Source organism: Streptomyces liangshanensis, assembly GCF_011694815.1.
GTDB lineage: Bacteria > Actinomycetota > Actinomycetes > Streptomycetales > Streptomycetaceae > Streptomyces > Streptomyces liangshanensis.
This window is the reverse complement of sequence record NZ_CP050177.1, coordinates 4,531,297-4,552,386: the sequence shown is the minus strand read 5'-3', so window position 1 is coordinate 4,552,386 and position 21,090 is coordinate 4,531,297. Positions and strand designations below refer to the sequence as shown.

The following is a 21,090-nucleotide window of genomic DNA, read 5'->3' as shown; positions in this document are numbered from 1 at the left end:
CTCAGTAGGACTTGGGGAGACCCAGGGACTGGTGGGATATGTAGTTCAGGATCATTTCGCGGCTGACGGGCGCGATCCGGGCCACCCGCGCGGCGGTGACCAGGGAGGCGAGGCCGTACTCCCGGGTCAGGCCGTTCCCGCCGAGGGTGTGCACGGCCTGGTCGACGGCCTTCACACAGGCCTCGGCGGCGGCGTACTTGGCCATGTTGGCGGCCTCGCCCGCCGCCGCGTCGGCGCCCGTGTCGTAGAGGTGCGCGGCCTTGCGCATCATCAGGCGGGCGAGTTCCAGCTCGATGTGCGCCTGGGCGAGCGGGTGGGCGATGGCCTGGTGGGCGCCGATGGGTTCCTTCCACACCTGGCGGGTGCCGGCGTACTCGACGGCGCGGGCGAGGGCGTAGCGGCCCATGCCGAGCGCGAAGGCGGCAGTCATGACGCGCTCGGGGTTGAGGCCGGCGAAGAGCTGGAGCAGGCCGGCGTCCTCGTCGCCGACGAGGGCGTCGGCCGGCAACCGCACGTCGTCCAGGACCAGTTCGAACTGCTTCTCGGCGGCGCGCAGTTCCATGTCGATGGGCGAACGGGTGAATCCCGGGGCGTCGCGGGGGACGATGAACAGGCAGGGCTTGAGGCGGCCGGTCCGCGCGTCCTCGGTGCGGCCGACGACCAGGGTGGCGTCGGCGATGTCGACACCGGAGACGAAGACCTTGCGGCCGTTGAGGATCCAGCCGCCGTCGGGGGCTTTGCGGGCGGCGGTGGTGATGCGGTGGGAGTTGGATCCGGCGTCGGGTTCGGTGATGCCGAAGGCCATGGTGAGGGAGCCGTCGGCGAGGCCGGGGAGCCACTGCCGCTTCTGCGCGTCGGTGCCGAAGCGGGCGATCACCGTGCCGCAGATGGCGGGCGAGACGATGAGCATGAGGAGCGGACAGCCCGCCGTCCCCAACTCTTCGAGCACGAGGGACAGTTCGACGATGCCGCCGCCTCCGCCGCCGTACTCCTCGGGGAGGTTCACGCCGAGGTAGCCGAGCTTGCCGGCCTCGCGCCAGAGGGTCTCGCGGTCGAAGTCCCTGCCGTGGCGGCGGCCGAGGGCGGAGACGGCGGCGCGCAGGGCGGTGTGCTCCTCGGACTCGATGAAGGTGCCGCCGGGGGTGGGGGCGTCGGACTCGACGAGGGTGCCGCCGGGGGTGGTGGCGTTCGTGCCCGTACGGTCGGGGCTGCTGCTGCTCATGACGGCTGGTCCTCCGGGGCGGGGTCGGTGTCGACGACGGCGAGCAGGGCGCCCAGTTCGACCTGGCGGCCGGGGGCGGCGTGGAGCGCGGTGAGGGTGCCGGCGGCGGGGGCCGTGACGCGGTGCTCCATCTTCATGGCCTCCAGCCAGACGATCGGCTGCCCGGCGGTGACGCGGTCGCCCACCGCGAGCCCGTCGGCGATCCGCACGACGGTGCCGGGCATGGGGGCGAGCAGCGAGCCGGGCGCGGTGGTGGCGGTGGGATCGGTGAAGCGGGGGCGGGTGAGGAGGCGGTACGAGCCGTGGGCGGTGTCGACGTGGACCTCGCGGCCGTGCCCCTCGTGGCCGTGCCCCTCCTGGCCGTACGTCGAGACGTGGAAGTCCTGGACGACGCCGTCGACTTCGAGGCGTACGAGACGCTCCGAGACGCTGACGACCCGGACGGTGTCGTCCTCGACCAGGACCGTCCCACGGCTGACCCGGTAGCTGATCTCGTGGTCGCCGTAGGTCTTGCGGTGCGGCTGCGAGGCGAGGTTGCGCCACCCGCCGAGGCGCGCGGGCACGGTGCCGGTGGCGCGCCGGGCGGCGGAGTCGGCGAGCGCGGCGGCGACGGCCGCGTGCCGTTCGCCGGCGGCGGGCGCCGTGAGCGCGTCGAGGTGACGCTCGTAGAACCCGGTGTCGGGACGGCCGCCGAGGACGTCGGGGTGGGCCAACGACCGTACGAGCAGGTCCCGGTTGGTCCCGGGGCCGTGGATCCGGGAGCGCCGCAGCGCGTGGCCGAGGCGGCGCAGGGCCTCGGCGCGGGTCGGCGCCCAGGCGACGACCTTGGCGAGCATCGCGTCGTAGTGCGGGCCGATGAGGTCGCCGGGGCCGTAACCGCTGTCGACGCGGAGCCGTACGGCGTCCCGGCCCGTGTCGTGTCGGGGCCGTACCCCCTCCGCCTCCACCGACAACTCGTGCAGGACCCCCGTCTGCGGCGCCCAGTCCCGGGACGGGTCCTCCGCGTACAGGCGGGCCTCCACCGCGTGGCCGTGCGGCTCCGGCGGCGCGGGCGGGAGCGCGGCGCCCTCCGCCACGGACAGTTGCAGCGCCACCAGGTCGATCCCGAACACCTCCTCGGTGACGGGGTGTTCGACCTGGAGGCGGGTGTTCATCTCCAGGAAGTACGGGCGGCCCCGGGGCGAGACCAGGAACTCGACCGTCCCCGCCCCCCGGTACTCCACCGTCCGGGCCGCCGCCACCGCCGCCTCCGCCAGCCCGGCCAGCAGCTCGTCCGGGAGCCCCGGCGCGGGGCTCTCCTCGATCACCTTCTGGTGCCTGCGTTGCAGCGAGCAGTCCCGCGTGCCCAGCGCCCACACCGTCCCGTACGCGTCGGCGAGGACCTGCACCTCCACGTGCCGGCCGCCCTCCACGTACGGCTCCGCGAAGACCTCGCCGTCACCGAACGCCGAGACGGCCTCCGCCGAAGCCGCCGCCAACTCCTGCTTCAGGTCGGCCAGTTCACGGACCACCCGCATGCCCCGGCCGCCACCCCCCGCCGCCGCCTTGAGGAGCAGCGGCAGGTCCGCCTCGGTGGCCGCGCCCGGGTCCACCGGCGCCAGCAGCGGCACGCCCGCCGCGCCCATCAGTTCCTTCGCGCGCGTCTTCGACGCCATCGCCTCGATCGCGGCCGGCGGCGGACCGATCCACACCAGGCCCGCGTCGAGCACCTCCCGCGCGAACTCCGCGTTCTCGGACAGGAATCCGTAGCCGGGGTGCACGGCGTCCGCGCCCGCCGCGAGCGCCGCCTTCACGATCAGGTCGCCGCGCAGGTAGGTGTCGGCGGGGGCCGACCCCGGCAGCCGTATCGCCGCGTCGGCCTCCCGTACGTGCAAGGCGTCCGCGTCCGCGTCGGAGAAGACCGCGACCGTGTCGATGCCGCGCTCACGGCAGGTGCGGAAGACCCGGCACGCGATCTCGCCCCGGTTCGCGACCAGGACACGGGAGAGGGTCACGTGCCGGACGGGTGCGTCGGTGGTCGTCACGTGGTCGGTGGACGCGCTCGTGGTCGTCACTTGGTCCGTGGACGCGTTCGTCGTCCGCGTCCGCTCGCTGCTGGTCATGGCTCGCCTCACATCCGGAAGACGCCGAAGCCGCCCCGCACCCCGGCCACCGGCGCGGTGTGGAGGGCGGACAGGCACAGGCCGAGGACCGTGCGGGTGTCGCGCGGGTCGATGACCCCGTCGTCGTACAGCCGTCCGGACAGGAACAGGGGCAGGGACTCCGACTCGATCTGCCGCTCGACCATCGCGCGCAGCGCCGCGTCCCCCGCGTCGTCGTACGGCTGCCCCTTCGCCGCCGCCGAGGCGCGCGCGACGATCGAGAGCACGCCGGCCAGTTGCTGCGGTCCCATCACCGCCGACTTGGCGCTCGGCCAGGCGAAGAGGAAGCGCGGGTCGTAGGCGCGGCCGCACATGCCGTAGTGCCCGGCGCCGTACGAGGCGCCCATGAGGACCGACAGGTGCGGGACCGTGGAGTTCGCCACCGCGTTGATCATCATCGCGCCGTGCTTGATGATGCCGCCCTGCTCGTACTCCTTGCCGACCATGTAGCCGGTGGTGTTGTGCAGGAACACCAGCGGGATGTCGCGCTGGTTGGCGAGCTGGATGAACTGCGCGGCCTTCTGCGACTCCGCCGAGAACAGCACCCCCTGCGCGTTGGCCAGGACGCCCACCGGGTAGCCGTGCAGCTCCGCCCACCCGGTCACCAGGCTCGGCCCGTACAGCGGCTTGAACTCGTCGAAGTCCGAGCCGTCGACCACCCGGGCGATCACCTCGCGCGGGTCGAAGGGGACCTTGAGGTCGCCCGGCACGATGCCCAGCAGCTCGTCCTCGTCGTACTTCGGCGGCGCGGCCGGTCCCGGATCGGCCCGCGCCTTGCGCCAGTTGAGGCGGGCGACGACGCGCCGGGCCTGGCGCAGGGCGTCCTGCTCGTCCACGGCGAAGTGGTCGGCGAGGCCGGAGGTGCGGGCGTGCATCTCCGCGCCGCCGAGGGACTCGTCGTCGCTCTCCTCACCCGTCGCCATCTTCACCAGCGGCGGACCGCCGAGGAAGACCTTCGACCGCTCCTTGATCATGACGGTGTGGTCGGACATCCCGGGGACGTACGCCCCGCCGGCCGTGGAGTTGCCGAACACCACGGCGACCGTGGGGATCCCGGCGGCGGACAGGCGGGTGAGGTCGCGGAAGAGCGCGCCCCCGGGGATGAAGATCTCCTTCTGCGAGGGGAGATCCGCGCCGCCCGACTCGACCAGGCTGATCAGCGGCAGGCGGTTGGCGAACGCGATCTCGTTCGCGCGCAGCGCCTTCCTCAGCGTCCACGGGTTGCTCGAACCGCCGCGCACGGTCGGGTCGTTGGCGGTGATCACGCACTCGACGCCCTCGACCACCCCGATGCCGGTGACCATGGACGCGCCGACCGGGTAGTCGCTGCCCCAGGCGGCGAGCGGGGACAGTTCGAGGAACGGGGTGTCCGGGTCGAGGAGCAGCTCGACCCGCTCACGCGCGAGCAGCTTGCCCCGCGCGCGGTGCCGGGCCACGTACTTCTCACCGCCTCCGGCGAGGGCCTTGGCGTGTTCGGCGTCCAGTCCGGCGAGCTTGTCGAGCATCGCCGCGCGGTGGGCGGCGTAGTCGGCGGACGCCGGGTCGAGCGCGGTGGGGAGCACGGTCACAACAGCACCTCCGGAAGGTCGGCGTACCGGCCGCGCAGCCACTCGCCGAGCGCCTTGGCCTGGGGGTCGAAGCGGGCCTGGGCGGCGACACCCTCGCCGAGCAGGCCCCCGACGGTGAAGTTGAGGGCGCGCAGGTGCGGCAGGACATGCCGTACGACCGTCAACTCCGCGCTCTCGGGGACCAGTCGGCGGAACAGGTCGACGGTCAGCTCGTGCGCCAGCCACCGCCAGGCGCCCTCGCTCCTGGCCCACACGCCGACGTTCGCGTCCCCGCCCTTGTCGCCGCTGCGGGCGCCCGCGATGAGGCCGAGGGGCGCGGGGAGGGTGGCAAGGCCGGTGGGGAGGGGGGCGGGGAGGTCGTCGACCGGCTCGGGCACGGGCTCAAGCGGCCTGGTATGAGCGGGGGTCGGCACGCTCACCCGCTCGCCGTCCGGGAGTACGGCGAGGTGCTCGACCTCCGTCGCGTCGACGTACGCGGACTCGAACACCCCGTAGGGGGAGCCCTTTCCGGGCGGGGCCGTGACGTGGAAGCCGGGGTAGCTGCCGAGCGCCAGCTCGACCACGGCGCCACTGACGGCCCGCCCCACCGCGTCCGGATCGGGGTCGCGCACGACGAGTCGCAGCAGCGCGCTGGCCGTCTCCTCGGTGGGGGCGTCCGGGTGGTCGGTCCTGGCCAGCTCCCAACGGACCTCGGCCGGGGGTGTGTTGGCCCCATCGCCGTTGCCCAGCGCGTCCGCGACCTGCTCCCGCACCAGCTCCGCCTTGGCCTCGATGTCGAGCCCGGTGAGGACGAAGACGACCTCGTTGCGCCAGCCGCCGATCCGGTTGAGGCCGACCTTGAGCGTGGGGGGCGGCGGCTCGCCCCGTACCCCCGAGATCCTGACCCGGTCGGGCCCGTCGGGCGTCAGCCGTACGGTGTCGAGGCGGGCCGTCACGTCGGGGCCCGCGTACCGCGCCCCGCCCGTCTCGTACAGCAGTTGGGCGGTGACGGTGCCGAGGTCCACGACCCCGTCCGTACCGGGGTGCTTGGTGATGACGGCGGACCCGTCGGCGCGGATCTCGGCGAGCGGGAAGCCGGGGCGGCGCAGGAGGCGGGGGTCGTGGTCGGTGAAAAGGGCGTAGTTCCCGCCGGTCGCCTGGGTCCCGCACTCCAGTACGTGCCCGGCGACCACCGCGCCGGCCAGCGCGTCGAGGTCGTCGGGCCCCCAGCCGAAGTGGGCGGCGGCCGGTCCGGTCACCAGGGCGGCGTCCGTGACCCGTCCGGTGACCACGACGTCGGCGCCGGCGCGCAGGCACGCGGCGATGCCCGCGCCGCCGAGGTAGGCGTTGGCCGTCAGGACGCCGTCGCCCCAACTCCCCCTCCCCAGAAAGTCGTCGCCCTCCACATGGGCGACGCGGACCGGCACTCCGACGCGCTCGGCGAGGGCGCGCACGGCCGCCGCGAGACCGGCCGGGTTGAGGCCGCCCGCGTTGGCGACGATCTTCACGCCGCGCTCGTGGGCGAGCCCGAGCCCTTCCTCCAGTTGCCGCAGGAACGTCTTGGCGTACCCGGCGGCGGGGTCGCGCTGCCGGTCCTTGCCGAGGATGAGCAGGGTGAGTTCGGCGAGGTAGTCGCCGGTGAGGACGTCGAGCGGGCCGCCGGTGAGCATCTCGCGCAGGGCGTCGAACCGGTCGCCGTAGAAGCCGGAGGCGTTGCCGACGCGCAGGACGGGTTCGGCTTCGATTGCCGGGGAGTGGGTCATCCCTGCTCGGCCCCCTTCGGCGCGCGGCCCGCGCCCGGGAGGCCCGCGAAGGCCTGGGCGATGTCCAGCCAGCGGTCCGCGTCCCGACCCTCCGCCCGTACGGCGAGGTCGGCGCGGTGCGCCCGCTGGGTCACCAGCAGCGCGAAGTCGAGCGCGGGGCCGGTGACGCGCTGGGTCGCGTTGTCGGGGCCGTACCCCCACAACTCCTTGCCCGGGCCGGTCAGTTCGACACGGAACGGCTCGGAGGGCGGCGGCTCGTCCCGTACGGAGTAGGCGTAGTCCCGGGTCCGTACGCCGATCCACGCGATGTGCCGCAGCCGCGCGGTCGGCGCGCGGCGCACCCCGAGGGTGTCGGCGATGTCCTGGCCGTGCGCCCAGGTCTCCATCAGGCGGGCGGTCGCCATCGAGGGGCCGCTCATGGCGGGCCCGTACCAGGGGAATCGCGCGCCGGGCGGGGCGTCGCGCAGGGCGTTCGCCAGGAGGTCGCGGCCGGCCCGCCACCGGGCGAGGAGTTCGGCGGGCGGCAGCGCGGCCCCGTCCCGCGCGCCGTCGTCGGCGAAGGAGGAGGGGGCGGCGAGGGCCTTGCGCGTCTCCGTGGCGAAGGCCTTCTTGTCGGTCAGGGAGAGCAGCGCGGCGCGATCGGTCCAGGCGAGGTGGGCGATCTGATGGGCCACGGTCCAGCCGGGGGCGGGGGTGGCGCGGGTCCAGTCCGCCGCGCCCAATCCCCCTACGAGGGAGTCGAGTTCCTCGCTCTCGCTGCGCAGGTCGTCGAGGACTGCGGCAGAGTCGGACACGGGGGCGCTCCCTCGGACACGGCGACGGTGTGCGTGTCCCGGAGCATCTCAGGGGCCGGAGAAACAATCAAGCGTGCTTGCTTTACTTCTTGGCGGGGATACCGCCCTCGGCGCTTGACCTTGACACCGGCGGCAGGGTCGCACGATGGCCGGCATGAACAGCACCGCGTCGCAGAGCAGCAGGGTCGTCGCCGTCACCGGAGCGGGCACGGGCATCGGCCGGGCCACCGCCCGCGCCTTCGCCCACGAGGGCGCCCACGTGGTCGCGATCGGGCGGCGGCCCGGGCCGCTGGCGGAGACCGCCGCCGGGTACGACCGGATCACGCCGCTGGCCGCCGACATCACCGCCGAGGGCGAGCCCGATCGGATCGTCCGTGCCGTGCTCGGGGCACACGGCCGGCTGGACGTGCTGGTCAACAACGCCGGTATCGTGCGCGGCGGTTCCCTCGGCGCGCTGACGCCGGACCTGATCGCGGCTCAGCTCGCCACCAACCTCGTGGCCCCCGCCCTGCTGGCCCAGGCGGCGCTGCCGGCCCTGGAGACGTCGGGCGGTGTGATCGTGAACGTCACCACCTCGGTGGGGCAGCGGGCCTGGCCCGGCAACGCGGTCTACGCGGCGACCAAGACCGCCCTGGAACTGCTGACCCGCAGCTGGGCCGTCGAGCTGGCCCCGCGCGGCATCCGGGTGGTGGCGGTCGCCCCCGGCGCGATCGACACCCCCATCGGCGAGCACCAGGGCCTGACGCCGGAGCGGCGGGCCGCGGTACGGAAGTGGCAGCTCGCGCACACCCCGCTGGGCCGGATCGGCCGGCCCGAGGACGTGGCGTGGGCGATCACCGGGCTCGCCGCGCCGGCCGCGTCGTTCGTCACCGGGGTGGTGCTCCCGGTCGACGGCGGGGCGGTCGTGGCGTGATAGCAGTGGTCCGGTCCGGGAGCCGGGCGGCAGGAGGTGCGGAGCGTGCGGATCGGTGAACTGGCCGAGGTGACCGGGACGTCCGCCCGCGCGCTGCGGCACTACGAGCGGGCCGGGCTGCTCTCCTCGGAGCGGGCCCCCAACGGCTACCGCGTCTACGACGAGCGGGCCGTGGCGCGCGTGCGCAACATCCGGCACCTGCTGGCCGCCGGCCTCGTCCTGGACGACGTGCGCGTGTTCCTGCCCTGCCTGGACGGCGACGTGACCGCCGCGCCGCCCTCGGACCAGGGCCTGCGGGTCGCACGGGAACGGCTGGCGGTCCTCGACGAACGCCTCGCCACCCAGGCCAGGGTCCGCGACCGGCTGGCTGCGGCGCTCCGGGAGAGCACGGCGGACCGGGGCCGCCGGGAGGCCTGACCGATACGGGCCCAGGCCCGGCGGCCTGACCGGTACGGACCCGGGCCGGCGTGACCGGTACGGACCCGGACCCGGACCCGGCGGCCGACCGTGACCGGCCCAGGCCCGGAGACCTGACCGTCACCGACCACCGGCCACGGGCCACCGGCCACCCACGGACCCGGAGGCCGACCGTCACCGACCCGGGCCCGGCGGCCTGACCGCCACCGACCACGGGCCACCGGCCACCGGCCACCGGCCACCGACCACCGACCACCAACCACCGACCCAGGCGGAGCACCCCCCTCAAGCCCGGTCGCGCCGCCCCACCTGGGTCCGTACCGCGCCCATGCTCGCCACGATCACCAGCGCGATCGCCAGCGCCTCCGCCGTGGAGAGCGCCTGGTTCAGCAGGAGGAACCCGGCGCTCGCCGCGATGGCCGGCTCCAGGCTCATCAGGATGGCGAACGTCGAGGACGGCATGCGCCGCAGGGCGAGCAGTTCCAGGGTGTACGGCAGGACGGACGACATCACCGCGACCGCCAGCGCGAGGCCGAGCGTCGACGGCACGATCAGCTTGGACCCGGACTCCACGATCCCGAACGGCAGCGCGATCAGCGCCCCGACCCCCATCGCCAGCGCCAGGCCGTCGGCCTGCGGGAAGCGGCGGCCCGTCCGGGCGCTGAAGACGATGTACGCGGCCCACATGGCACCCGCCGACAGCGCGAACGCCGCGCCCAGCGGATCGAGCCGGTCGAACCCGCCGCCGCTCAGCAGCAGCACCCCGCCCAGCGCGAGCCCCGCCCACAAAACGTTCACCCACCGCCGGGAGACGATCACCGAGAGCGTGAGCGGCCCGAGCACCTCCAGGGTGACGGCCGCGCCGAGGGGGATGCGGTCGACGGACTGGTAGAACAGCCCGTTCATGGCGGCGAGGACCGTACCGAACACGAGGACCGTGCCCCAGTCGGCGCGGGAGTGCCCCCGCAGCCTGGGCCGGCAGAAGGCGAGCAGGACGACGGCGGCGAGCGCGAGCCGCAGCGACACGACACCGAGGGCGCCGGTACGGGGCATCAGCAGGACGGCGATGGCGGCGCCGAACTGCACCGAGACCCCGCCCCCGATCACCAGCGCGACGGGACCTAGGGCCCGGGAGCCCCTGGGCTCCGCGCCCCGCGGAGCCGCGCCGGCCTCCGGAGCGGCGGCCGAGACCTCGGGCACGACGACGGAAGCAGTGGCGGCGGTACGCGGCTCGTCCACCGAAGGGCCTCCGGTATCTCGTGGTCTGTCTCGTCGCACGGTCGTCGTCGGACGGTTGTCGCCGGACAGGCTCACGCTCACGTTACGGCTCCGCGCCTCGCCCGTGAAATGCCTATTGGACTGCCGTTATGCTCCGCACGCATGAGCATCGAGCTGCGCCACCTCCGCTGCTTCCTGGCCATCGCCGAGGAATCCAGCCTGACCAGGGCGGCGGCGCGGCTGCACCTCACCCAGCCCGCCGTCTCCCGCAACCTGGTCGCGCTGGAGAAACACCTCGGTGTACGGCTCGCGGAACGCTCCACCCACCACCTCGCCCTCACGGCGGAGGGCCGGGCCTTCCGCGAGAAGGCGGCGGCCGCCGTCGCCGCGTTCGACGCCGCCCTCGACACGGGCGCGCTGCGCCGCCGCCCGCTGCGGCTCGGGCACGCGTGGTCGGCCTTCGGCCCGTACACGACACCGCTGCTGCGGCGCTGGGAGCGGGAGCACCCGGAGACCCCGCTGGAGCTGCTCAGGATCGACGACCGTACGGCCGGGCTGATCCGGGGCGACGTCGACGCGGCGTTGCTGCGGGGGCCGGGGGTGGTGGGGACGCCGGGGCTGGTGACGGAGCTGCTGTTCACGGAGCCGCGCGTCGCGGCCGTCCCCGCCGACGGCCCGCTCGCCGCGCGGCCGACGCTGACCCTGGCGGACCTGGCGACGCGCCCGATCCTGGTGAACACCGTCTCGGGCACGACAACCCCGTCCCTGTGGCCCCCGGAGGCGGGCCCGGTGTCGACGGTGACGGTGGCGAACACGGACGACTGGCTGGCGGCGATCGCCGCGGGCCGCGGCGTGGGCGTGTCGAGCGCCTCGACGGCGGACATGCACCCCCACCCGGGCGTCGCCTTCCGCCCCCTCCCCGACGCCCCGCACCTCCAGGTCTTCCTGGCCTGGCGAGAAGCCGCCACCCACCCCGCCACCCACGACCTGGCCACCCTGGCCTGGCACCTGGCCACGGGCGCGTGACACGCCCCTACGACACCGGGCCGTCCCCGTTTCCCGGCCGGTCCAGGCCCTCCGCCAGAACCTCCGCCAGGTGGCGGGGGCGGCGGTCCGTCAGGGCGGCCAACTGGGTCAGTTGGGTGCGGCAGGAGAAGCCGTCCGCGAGGAGTTCCGCGTCCGGGGGCGCTGTCCGTACCGCGGGCAGCAGTTGGTCCTCCGCGCAGGCCCTCGACACCTCGTAGTGGCCGCGTTCGAAGCCGAAGTTGCCTGCCAGGCCGCAGCAGCCGCCGCTCAACTCACCTGTCAGGCCCGCCTGTTCGCGCAGGCGGCGGTCCGCCTCGTCGCCCAGGACCGCGTGTTGGTGGCAGTGGGTCTGGCCGGCGACCGGGCGGTCCAGGCGGGGCGGGCGCCAGGCCGGGGCCTCTTCCTCCAGGGCCTGGGCGAAGGTGCGTACCGCCGCCGCCAGCCGGGACGCGCGGGGGTCGTCCGGCAGCAGTTCCGGGAGGTCGGTGGTGAGGGTGGCCGCGCAGCTCGGCTCCAGGACCACCACCGGGCCGCCCGCCCGGAGGAGGGGTTCCACGCGGTCGAGCGTGCGGCGCATGACCGTGCGCGCCCGGTCCAGCTGGCCCGTCGAGACGTACGTCAGGCCGCAGCACACCCGTCCCTCGGGCACCGCGCAGCCGATCCCCGCCGCCTCCATCACCCGGACCGCCGCGCGCCCCACCTCCGGTGAGAGGTGCTCGGTGAAGGTGTCCGGCCAGAGCGTGACCCGCGAGGCGGGGGCTGTGCCGCCCTCGTCCGCCGCGCGGCCGCGCAGCCAGCGCGTGAAGGTCTCCTCCGCCAGGGCCGGCAGCTCGCGTTCCGGCGCGATTCCCCCCGCCCGTTTCGCCACCGCCGCCAGCGCCGGTACCCGCGCCGCCGCGTTCAGCACGCGCGCGAACGGCGCCGCCGCCCGCAGCCACCCCGGCAGCCGGCCCATCGCGTAGTGCGCGGCCGGACGCAACCGGCCCCGGTAGTGGTGGTGCAGGAACTCCGCCTTGTACGTGGCCATGTCCACGCCCACCGGGCAGTCGCTGCGGCAGCCCTTGCACGACAGGCACAGGTCCAGCGCGTCCCGTACCTCCGTCGAACGCCAGCCGTCCGTCACCACCCCGCCCGCCTCGCCCGCGAGCATCTCGTGCAGCAGCCGCGCCCGCCCCCGGGTCGAGTGCCGCTCCTCGCCCGTCGCCCGGAACGACGGGCACATCACCCCCGCGCCCTCACCCGGCCCCGCCACCCGGCACTTCGCGACGCCCACGCAGCGCCGTACCGCCGCCGAGAAGTCCCCTCCCCCGCCGGGCCCGTCGTGCGGATACGCGAACACCACGTCGACGGGCTCGCGCGGCAGCACCGCGAACCGCAGGTTCTCGTCCAGCCGCGCCGGCCGCGCCAGCACGCCCGGGTTCATCCCGCCCGCCGGGTCCCAGGCGTCCTTGAACCGGCCGAACAGCGCGACCAGTTCGGGCCCGTACATCACCGGCAGCAGCTCCGCCCGCGCCAGCCCGTCGCCGTGCTCCCCCGACAGCGAACCGCCGTGCGCGACGACCAGCGCGGCCGTCTCCTCCGAGAACCGCCGGAAGCGCCGTACGCCGTCCTCGCCCAACAGGTCGAAGTCGACGCGGACATGGATGCAGCCGTCCCCGAAGTGCCCGTACGGCGTGCCCCGCAGGCCGTGCTCGGCGAGCAGCGCGCGGAAGTCGCGGAGGTACGCGCCCAGCCGGGCCGGCGGCACCGCGCAGTCCTCCCAGCCGGGCCAGGCCTCGCTGCCGTCGGGCATCCGCGTCGCGGTCCCGGCCGCGTCCTCCCGTACCCGCCACAGCGCCCGCATCCCGGCCGGATCGTCCACGACCGCGCCGTCGAGCGCGTCCGCCGCGCGGAGGATCGCCCCGGCCGCCGCGCGCGCCTCGGCCGCCGTCTCCCCGCCGGTCTCCACGAACAACCACGCGCCGCCGCGCGGCAGCCCGTACCCGCCACCGCGCTCGCTTCTACCCCCGCTACCGCTTCCCCCGCCCCGCCCGCCCCGTACCAGGTCCTCCGCCATGCCCTCCACGGTCAGCGGACCGTACGGCAGCAGCCCCGCCGCGGCCTCGGCGGCCGCGCTCTCGTCCGGGTAGCCGAGGACGGCGAGCGCCCGGGCGGGCGGTGACGCGACCAGTCGTACGGTCGCCTCCGTGACCACCCCGAGCGTGCCCTCGCTGCCGCAGAAGGCGCGGGCCAGGTCGGCCCCGGCCTCGGGGAGCAGCGCGTCGAGCGCGTACCCGGAGATGCGCCGGGGCAGTCCGGCCGGGTAACCGGTCCGCAGCAGCGCCAGGTTCCGCGCCACCAGCTCCTCGACGCCCCGCAGCACCGCGTCCCCGCCCGGCCCCGACGCCCGGGTGTCCCCCGCCCCCGGACCCGCTCCCGCCCCCGGCCACCCCCGCCCCAGGGTCAACTCCGCCCCGCCGTACGTCAGAACACTCAGCCGGCGGACGTTGTCGGCGGTCGTGCCCCAGGCCACCGAGTGCGACCCGCAGGAGTTGTTGCCGATCATCCCGCCGAGGGTGCAGCGGCTGTGCGTGGACGGGTCGGGGCCGAAGGTCAGGCCGTGCGGACGCACGGCGTTCCGCAGGTCGTCCAGGACCACCCCCGGCTGGACGACCGCCGTGCGCGCCTCCGCGTCCACCGACACGATCGACCGCAGGTGGCGGGTCAGGTCGAGCACCACCCCGACCCCGGTCGCCTGTCCCGCGATGGACGTCCCGGCGCCGCGCGGCAGCACGGGCACGCCGTGCTCGCGGCACACCGCCAGCGCGGCGGCCACGTCCGCCGCGTCGCGCGGGGCGACCACGCCCACCGGCACCCGGCGGTAGTTGGACGCGTCCATGGTCATCAGGGCGCGGGCCGCGGAACCGAAGTCCACCTCCCCGCGCACGGCGTCCTTCAGCGCCCGCGCCAGCGCGGTCGTGTCCGTCCCGGGCCCGCCGGGCCCCCCGGACCTCTCCGCCTTCGCAGCCTTCGCAGCCTGGTCAACCATGGTCCCAGGATGCCCCGCCCGCTCCCCCGGACCCGGTACGTGAGCGGCACACGTACGGCATATGCCCCCCGCACTCCCGCCCCGGAGCCCCTCCGTCCGACACCCGGAGCACCTTCAGTGTTCAGAAACGTATGGGGAATCGAACAAAATTTTCCCTATCCGATCGTCGCTTCTCCTATAGTGACGTCCGTTTACGCGGCGCGCTGGGCCAACGTCACCGACCCGGAGGGCAATCCCGATGACCGGCACCTTGAAGATCGCCGTCGTCGGCGGCTTCGGCGTGGGCAAGACCACCATGGTCCGTTCCATCAGCGAGATCCGTCCGCTGAACGCCGAGGAGACGATGACCCGCCCGGTCGAGATCGAGGCGCTCGCCGACCTCGACGGGCTGGGCAGGAAGACGGCGACGACGGTCGCGTTCGACTTCGGCCGGATCTCGCTCGACGAGAGCTCGGTCCTGTACGTGTTCGGCGGCCCCGGCCAGGAGCGTTTCGGGTTCCTCTGGGACCGCCTCTTCTCCGGGACCCTCGGCGCGGTGGTCCTCGTCGACACCCGGCGCGTCGCCGACGCCCGTCACACCATCGAGCGATTGCAGGCCGACGGCACGCTCTTCATCGTCGCCTGCAACGACTTCGGCGGCCCCTTCCGTACCGAGGAACAGGTGCGCGAGACGCTCGGCCTCACCCCCGACGTACCGCTGGTGGAGTGCGACGCGCGCGACCGCTCGTCCAGCAAGTACGTCCTCATCACCCTGATCGAATACCTGGCCGCCCGCGTCTCATCCGACGGACACGGCTGTCCGGCACCGCGCGCGAGGCACTAGGCTCCGGCCCGTGGCCGATATCCAGATTCCTGCTGACATCAAGCCCGCCGACGGCCGTTTCGGCGCAGGCCCCTCCAAGGTACGGACGGAGGCGGTGGACGCGCTGGCAGCCACCGGAACGTCCCTGCTCGGCACCTCGCACCGCCAGGCACCGGTGAAGAACCTGGTCGGCGCGGTGCGCGACGGCGTACGGAGCCTCTTCGACCTGCCCGACGGGTACGAGGTGATCCTGGGCAACGGCGGCTCCACCGCCTTCTGGGACGTCGCGACACACGGCCTGATCGAGAACAAGTCGCAGCACCTCTCGTTCGGGGAGTTCTCGTCCAAGTTCGCCAAGGCGTCGAAGCTCGCGCCGTGGCTGGCCGAGCCGACCGTCATCTCCACCGACCCCGGCACGCACCCGGACGCGCGGGCCGAGGAGGGCGTCGACGTCTACGCCCTCACCCACAACGAGACCTCCACCGGTGTCTCCGCGCCGATCCGGCGCGTCGAGGGCGCCGACGCCGGCTCGCTGGTGCTGGTCGACGCGACCTCCGGCGCGGGCGGCCTGCCGGTCGACATCGCCGAGACGGACGTCTACTACTTCGCCCCGCAGAAGTCCTTCGCCGCCGACGGCGGCCTGTGGATCGGCGTCTTCTCGCCCGCCGCGCTGGAGCGCGCCGCGCGGGTCCACGGCTCGGGCCGGCACGTCCCCGAGTTCTTCTCGCTGCCGACCGCGATCGACAACTCGCTGAAGAACCAGACGTACAACACCCCCGCCCTGGCGACGCTCTTCCTGCTGAACGAGCAGCTCACCTGGATCAACACCCAGGGGGGCCTGGACTGGGCGGTGAGCCGTACGGCCGCGTCGTCGAGCGCGCTGTACGGATGGGCCGACGCGTCCAAGTACGCCACCCCCTTCGTGGTCGACCCGGCGAAGCGCTCGCAGGTCATCGGCACGATCGACTTCGCGGACGAGATCGACGCCTCGGCGGTCTCCAAGGCGCTGCGCGCCAACGGCATCGTGGACACCGAGCCGTACCGCAAGCTGGGCCGCAACCAGCTCCGCGTCGCGATGTTCCCGGCGATCGACCCGGCGGACGTCACGGCGCTGACGACCTGCATCGACTACGTGATCGAGCGCCTCTGACACTCGCGCGCCGAAGGGCCCCGGGCACGCGCTTCCCGCGCGCCCGGGGCCCTTTCGCGATGGCCGCACCCGGTCCTGGGCGGACGTGGACCGGCCGAAGGCCCCTCGGGACGGACATCCCCGTGCGGGTGCCCGCCGGTCAGACGAGGTGCTGGAGGAAGAAGGCGGCTGCCTCCTGTCCGACGCGCACGCGGACGGCCGGGTCGGCGGGTTCCGGTGCGAAGAAGTCGTCGTGGCGCACGTCGGGGCCGGCCGAGTGGCCACTCGCGGTGGGGATGTGCTCCAGGTACGGCCTGGTGTCGGCTTCGTACGGGCAGACCGTGTCCGCCCCGCCCCACCTGATCTCCACCGGTACGCGCACGGTCGCCAGACTCTCCGGGGTCACGAACCCGCCGACTCCCGGGGCCACTTGGAAGACCGCCCGCACTCGGGGATCCGAGCGGTCCCCGCCCGCGCCCTCCACCACACGCCGTGACGACTCGTCCTCCGGGTACTTCTTCCGCAGTGCCTCCAGCGCGCCGGGGAATTCGGGAATCTCCGGCACGGGCACCGCCCCGGTCAACACGCCCCACAGGATCTCCGGATCGACCCGGGCCCCGGCGAGCGCCGCCGCCGTATAGCCGCCGAGGGAGAAGCCCGCCACGCCGACCGGGCCCAAGGGCTGCTCGCGAGCGAGAACGTCGAGGGCGACGGACACGTCCAGGGGCCGTTCCCACACGTGGAGGAAGCCCTCCGGCTCGTAGCCGTCGACGAAATTGTTGCCGTGGTGGTCAAGGGCGGCCACCCGGAAGCCAGCCTCGGTCAGCGGACGGACCATCCACTCCATGTCGCTTCCCGAGCCTCCGGTCCCGTGCGAGACGACGACCAGCGGTGCGGGTTCGGCGACCGGACGGCGTGGTTCCCACAGGTAGAGACGGACGGGCCGGGGGTGGCCCGGCTCCCGCAGATCGCGGCGGGACTCGTCGTACAGGACACGTATCAGCGGCTTTTCCTGCCCGGAGATCGTCATGGCGACATCGTAGGAAAGCAGCCTGTGGGTGGTGTCAGTGTCGCGCCTTAGGGTGCGGGCATGACGGAGACCTTCGACCTTCACACCCGGCTTTCCGAAGCGCTGGCGAGCCGTGCGGAAGCATGGCGATTCGTCGCCGACTTCGCCGCCCACTGGCAGCAGCCGCTCCAGCCCGGGGACGGTTGGAGCGAGGCGGAGGTGGAGGCGGCCGAGCGGCGCCTGGGCTTGGTCCTGCCCGCGGCGCTTCGTGAGGCCTACCTGCTTCTCGGGCGCCGGACCGACCTCACCAGCAATCACGACACCCTGCTCAAGCCCGACGAGTTGGACGTGCTCGACGGCGCCCTCGTGTACCGGGTGGAGAACCAGGGCGCCGCGTCCTGGGGTGTCCTGCTGGCGGACCTGGACAAGGAGGATCCCGGCACCGTGATACGTCCGGATCTCGCCGACAAGTCGCGGGAGCGGTGGGAGGCGTGGGAGTCGGGTCTGATCGTGGCCTGCGTCGAGATGGTCATGGCCGAGGTGGTGCTGTTCCCGGGCGGGTTCACCGACTTCCTGGAGCTGGACGCCGAGGAGGCGGGCGTGGTGGGGCAGTTCCGTGAACTCCCCTCTGCGGGACGGGACGTGCGGTGGTTCGCCGACGCCGATGTACTGATCCGCGAGGTGGACGGCTTCTGCCTGGACGTCCGGGCCCGGACGGAGGAGGCCCTGGACCGGTTGCGCGAGTCGGTGCCTGGGAACTGGCTGGAAGGCTGATCACCCACACCCGGTCGCACGGCAGGCTCAGCCCTTCCGCCGCAGCCGCTTGTAGCCGAAGAACAGCACCACCGCCCCCACCAGCACCACGGCCCCCGTCGTCATCCCGCCCCGCTCGCCGTCCGTACCGGCGCCCCCGGCCGCGCCGCTCCCGCCCGCCGACGTACTGCCGTTCCCCGGGGTTGAGGCGGAGTCCTTGTCCAGGTCCACGCGCTCCACCCCGCTCTCCTTGCCCTCCGAGCCGAACATCAGCGCGCTGCCGTCCGCCGTGTACGTCACCGACTCGGCCTGCCCCTGGATGGGCGCGCGCACGCGGTGGTCGGCGCCCAGGCGGCCGTTCTTCCAGGCGTAGCCGCGCGCGCTGAAGTACGAGCGCAGCACCAGCTCCTTGCCGTCCGGCGAGAACGCCCCGTCCGTCACCCACGGCACCTCCGCGATCCGCCGGAAGACGTTGGTCCCCGTCGCGGTCAGCCGCGCCGGACCCTCGTACAGCCCGCCGCCGTCCTCGTTCTTCGAGGCGATGTAGACCCGCCCGGTCTTCGGGTCGACCATCAACGCCTCGGCGTCGCGCGGCCCGTCGGCGTACTTCACCGTGAACTGCGTGGCGCGGACCGTCGTGTCCCTGAGCTGCTTCGGCTCCGGGAAGCGGTAGATCCACACGTGGTCCCAGCTGCCGTTCAGGTTGTCGCCGATGTCACCGACGTACACGTTCCCGTCGGGCCCGATCGAGATGGCCTCCACGTCACGCGGGTCGCCGACGCCCTTGAGGGTGACCGTGGCGACCGTCTCCCCGGTGCGGGAGTCGACCGCGTAGACGTACGGGCCGTCGTCGCTGTCGTTGTGGGTCCAGTAGACGCCGGGATGGGCCCGGCTGGCCGCCAGACCGCTGGACTCGGTGATCCGCGGGTCCTTGATCGTGAAGCTCCGGTCGGCGGCCTTGCCGTCGGCCGCGGCGGGCACGGGCGCCAGCACGGCGCCCAGCGCGGACACACCGAGCAGTACGGTGGAGAGAGCGGCGAGGGCACTCGTAACTCCGGCGCGGGCGGTCGTGAAACGGGCGCGGGCAATGGTGACGCCGGCGCGGACACCGGAAGGACGCGGGCCGGGGTGGCGCGGAAGCGAACGCATGCCCCCAGCCTGCCATCCCGTCCCGATCGGGGATGATGACCCGATGCGTTTCATGTTCGTCGGCGACTCCATGACCATCGGACACGCCGGCGACTTCACCTGGCGCTACCGGATGTGGCAGCACCTGAACGCGACCTTCGGCGGTCCGTACCGGATCGTCGGCCCGCGTACGGAGTTGTACGACCTCGTCGCCGAGGCCCCGGTCTCGCACGCGTACGGCGCCCCGGACTTCCCCGCCGCGGCCCGGCGCCATCTCGCGGGCTGGGGCGAGGGCTGGCAGCACCTCACGCCCGTGGTCCGCGACGCCGTGAGCACGCACCGGGCCGACGTCCTGCTGATCTCGCTCGGGCTGATCGACCTGGGCTTCTACACGAACAGCGCCCAGACCGCCGACCGGGCCCGGGAGTTCGTCGCCGAGGCGCGCGCGGCGAACCCGCGGGTCAGGGCGGTGGTCCTGCCCGTCATCCCGAACGTGCGCGCCGACAACGACCCCGCCTTCGCCGCCGAGGTCGCCCGCTTCAACGAGCTGCTGGCCAAGGCGGTCGCCGACCTGGACCGGGCGGGCTCGTCCCTGGTGCTGGCGTCGCGCCCGGCCTCGTACGACATCCACCGCGACACGTACGACGGCACGCATCCCGCCCCGTCGGGCGAACACAAGCTGGCGGGGGCGTTCGCCGACGCGATGCACGGGGCGTGGGGGCTGGGAGCGCCGTACGAGGAGCGTGCCTGAGCGGGCGTACGGACCTGAGGTCGCCCTGCGGCAGCGGCGTACGGAGCTGAAGGGCCTACGGGGCTACGGAGCTGCCGGGACATCCGCCCCCGGAGCGAGGGGACCCGGAGCGACGGCCCCCGTCGGCTCGGGGGCCGACAGCTGGGCCCGGGTGGGGAGCAGCAGCGGCGTCCCGAGCAGGAGGACCCCGGACACGGTGATCGCGGCGAGCGGGCTCGTGAGCGTGGCGAGCACCCCCCAGATCACCATCAGGGCGGCGTGCAGGAGCTTGGTGGCGGCGCTCCACGTGCTGAGGATGCGGGCCGTCCGGTGCACGGGGGTGCGGCGCAGGCGTTCCGTCGCGTAGACCGGGTTGAAGATCCCCATGCACGTGATCAGGAGCCCCTCGACCACGATCACCGTGAGGAGTCCGCCGACGCCGGGGCCGACGAACGCCAGGCCGAGCGGGAAGACCGACCGCAGCCACCCGGTGACGGCCATCACCCGGTGCCGGCCGTAGCGCGTGACGAGGCGCCCGGAGAGGCGGGCGCCCACGAAGCCGCCCAGGGCCGGGACGCCGAAGGCCAGACCGTACTGCCAGGCCGGGAAGTGGTACCGGCCCAGCAGGAGCACGGCCAGCAGCGGGGAGGTGGCCATGATGAGGCCGCCGACCAGGATCGAGTTGAGGAACAGGCGCCTGAGGACGGGGTCGGCGACGATGAACCGCCAGCCGCCGAGGAGGCGCGCCCCGCGCGGCCCGGCGGCCGGGTCCCGGGGGGCGGCGACATCGCCCCCGCGGACGCGGAGCACCCCGAGCGCGGACAGCAGGTAGCTGACGGCGTCGGCCATGACCGTGACCACCGGGCCGAGCAGCCCGATGAGCGCGCCGCCGAGGGGCGGGCCCGCCGCGGTCGCCACCCAGCTCGTGCCCTCGAACCTGCCGTTCGCCACCAGGAGCCGGTCCCTGGGGACCAGGTGTTTCAGGTAGGCGCCGGACGCGGCGGTGAAGGCGATGCCCGCGGTCCCGGAGACGACCGACACAACCAGCAGTTGGGCGTACGACAGCACCCCCAGCAGGTACGCGGCCGGGACGCTCGCCGTCGCGGCGAACCGGACCAGGTCCATCCCGATCATCACCGGGCGCTTGGCCCGGTGCTCGACCCACGGCCCGAGCGTGAAGGCGACCACCGCCGCGACGGCGAGCCCGGCCGCCTCCAGCAGCAACACGGCGAACGCCGACGCGTCCAGCACCCGCACCGCGATCAGCGGGAACGCGCCGAAGGCGATCCACGTACCGTACGTACTGACGGCGTAGGCCGCCCACAGCCGACCGAAGTCACGCCCCAACCGCTCACGCACGCGCTTCCCCACTTCCCCTTGCCCCACGCACCGCTGTCCGGCTCCCCGCATCACACCCCCCGTACCGCCTCCGGATCAAACAACCGGCCCCGGGCGAGCCACAACCGTCGG

At 73.9% G+C, this 21,090-nt stretch carries 17 protein-coding genes; 7 read left to right on the top strand and 10 right to left on the bottom strand.

Annotation, left to right across the window (positions count from 1 at the left end; translation table 11 throughout):
- Position 1 precedes the first annotated feature (1 nt).
- The 5 genes from HA039_RS19755 to HA039_RS19735 are packed head-to-tail and all read right to left on the bottom strand — an operon-like array spanning position 2 to position 7,467.
- On the bottom strand, positions 2-1,222 hold the full coding sequence (locus HA039_RS19755; RefSeq protein WP_167031646.1) for an acyl-CoA dehydrogenase family protein: 1,221 nt from the start codon (positions 1,220-1,222) through the stop codon (positions 2-4).
- Complete coding sequence (locus HA039_RS19750; RefSeq protein WP_167031643.1) at positions 1,219-3,324, bottom strand: acetyl/propionyl/methylcrotonyl-CoA carboxylase subunit alpha; 2,106 nt, start codon at positions 3,322-3,324, stop codon at positions 1,219-1,221. Before HA039_RS19750 ends, HA039_RS19755 begins: the two co-directional genes overlap by 4 nt.
- Before the next feature lie 8 nt (positions 3,325-3,332).
- On the bottom strand, positions 3,333-4,931 hold the full coding sequence (locus tag HA039_RS19745) for an acyl-CoA carboxylase subunit beta (protein ID WP_167031641.1): 1,599 nt from the start codon (positions 4,929-4,931) through the stop codon (positions 3,333-3,335).
- On the bottom strand, positions 4,928-6,673 hold the full coding sequence (locus HA039_RS19740; protein WP_167031638.1) for an acyclic terpene utilization AtuA family protein: 1,746 nt from the start codon (positions 6,671-6,673) through the stop codon (positions 4,928-4,930). Before HA039_RS19740 ends, HA039_RS19745 begins: the two co-directional genes overlap by 4 nt.
- Positions 6,670-7,467 carry a TIGR03084 family metal-binding protein gene (locus HA039_RS19735; protein ID WP_167031635.1) on the bottom strand — a complete coding sequence of 266 codons (798 nt, stop codon included), beginning with the start codon at positions 7,465-7,467 and terminating at the stop codon, positions 6,670-6,672. The genes HA039_RS19740 and HA039_RS19735 overlap by 4 nt, the downstream gene beginning before the upstream one ends.
- 145 nt (positions 7,468-7,612) lie before the next feature.
- On the opposite strand from HA039_RS19735, the gene HA039_RS19730 reads away from it, so the two are divergent.
- Positions 7,613-8,380: an SDR family NAD(P)-dependent oxidoreductase gene (locus tag HA039_RS19730; RefSeq protein WP_167031631.1), complete on the top strand. Its 768-nt coding sequence runs from the start codon at positions 7,613-7,615 to the stop codon at positions 8,378-8,380.
- Between the two features lie 45 nt (positions 8,381-8,425).
- Entirely contained in the window at positions 8,426-8,797 is a 372-nt protein-coding gene (locus HA039_RS19725; RefSeq protein WP_167031628.1) for a MerR family transcriptional regulator, read from the top strand.
- Positions 8,798-9,082: 285 nt separating this feature from the next.
- Here the strand turns inward: HA039_RS19725 and HA039_RS19720 are convergent, their stop codons facing one another.
- On the bottom strand, positions 9,083-10,036 hold the full coding sequence (locus HA039_RS19720) for an EamA family transporter (RefSeq protein WP_208298657.1): 954 nt from the start codon (positions 10,034-10,036) through the stop codon (positions 9,083-9,085).
- Between the two features lie 141 nt (positions 10,037-10,177).
- On the opposite strand from HA039_RS19720, the gene HA039_RS19715 reads away from it, so the two are divergent.
- Complete coding sequence (locus tag HA039_RS19715; RefSeq protein ID WP_167031625.1) at positions 10,178-11,041, top strand: LysR family transcriptional regulator; 864 nt, start codon at positions 10,178-10,180, stop codon at positions 11,039-11,041.
- A gap of 7 nt (positions 11,042-11,048) precedes the next feature.
- On the opposite strand, the gene HA039_RS19710 is transcribed toward HA039_RS19715, so the two are convergent.
- Positions 11,049-14,069, bottom strand: a complete 3,021-nt coding sequence (locus tag HA039_RS19710; protein ID WP_167031622.1) for an FAD-binding and (Fe-S)-binding domain-containing protein — start codon at positions 14,067-14,069, stop codon at positions 11,049-11,051.
- Positions 14,070-14,307: 238 nt separating this feature from the next.
- On the opposite strand from HA039_RS19710, the gene HA039_RS19705 reads away from it, so the two are divergent.
- Together HA039_RS19705 and serC are read left to right on the top strand one after the other, a co-directional pair.
- Positions 14,308-14,892: a GTP-binding protein gene (locus tag HA039_RS19705; protein WP_167031619.1), complete on the top strand. Its 585-nt coding sequence runs from the start codon at positions 14,308-14,310 to the stop codon at positions 14,890-14,892.
- A 10-nt stretch (positions 14,893-14,902) separates the two neighbouring features.
- Complete coding sequence (serC, locus tag HA039_RS19700) at positions 14,903-16,021, top strand: phosphoserine transaminase (RefSeq protein WP_167031616.1); 1,119 nt, start codon at positions 14,903-14,905, stop codon at positions 16,019-16,021.
- Positions 16,022-16,160: 139 nt separating this feature from the next.
- Here the strand turns inward: serC and HA039_RS19695 are convergent, their stop codons facing one another.
- A complete protein-coding gene (locus HA039_RS19695) occupies positions 16,161-17,030 on the bottom strand; it encodes an alpha/beta hydrolase family protein (RefSeq protein WP_208298655.1) in 870 nt (289 codons plus the stop codon).
- Positions 17,031-17,090: 60 nt separating this feature from the next.
- Here HA039_RS19695 and HA039_RS19690 point away from each other — a divergent pair, with 60 nt between their 5' ends.
- Complete coding sequence (locus tag HA039_RS19690) at positions 17,091-17,783, top strand: SMI1/KNR4 family protein (RefSeq protein ID WP_167031613.1); 693 nt, start codon at positions 17,091-17,093, stop codon at positions 17,781-17,783.
- A 27-nt stretch (positions 17,784-17,810) separates the two neighbouring features.
- On the opposite strand, the gene HA039_RS19685 is transcribed toward HA039_RS19690, so the two are convergent.
- Positions 17,811-18,911: an esterase-like activity of phytase family protein gene (locus HA039_RS19685; RefSeq protein ID WP_243869589.1), complete on the bottom strand. Its 1,101-nt coding sequence runs from the start codon at positions 18,909-18,911 to the stop codon at positions 17,811-17,813.
- A 43-nt stretch (positions 18,912-18,954) separates the two neighbouring features.
- Here HA039_RS19685 and HA039_RS19680 point away from each other — a divergent pair, with 43 nt between their 5' ends.
- The gene (locus HA039_RS19680; RefSeq protein WP_167031609.1) at positions 18,955-19,641 is read left to right on the top strand and encodes a GDSL-type esterase/lipase family protein; all 687 of its coding nucleotides are present in this window, start codon (positions 18,955-18,957) and stop codon (positions 19,639-19,641) included.
- Positions 19,642-19,704: 63 nt separating this feature from the next.
- Here HA039_RS19680 and HA039_RS19675 read toward each other — a convergent pair whose 3' ends face one another.
- Complete coding sequence (locus tag HA039_RS19675) at positions 19,705-20,979, bottom strand: MFS transporter (RefSeq protein WP_208298654.1); 1,275 nt, start codon at positions 20,977-20,979, stop codon at positions 19,705-19,707.
- Positions 20,980-21,090 lie beyond the last annotated feature (111 nt).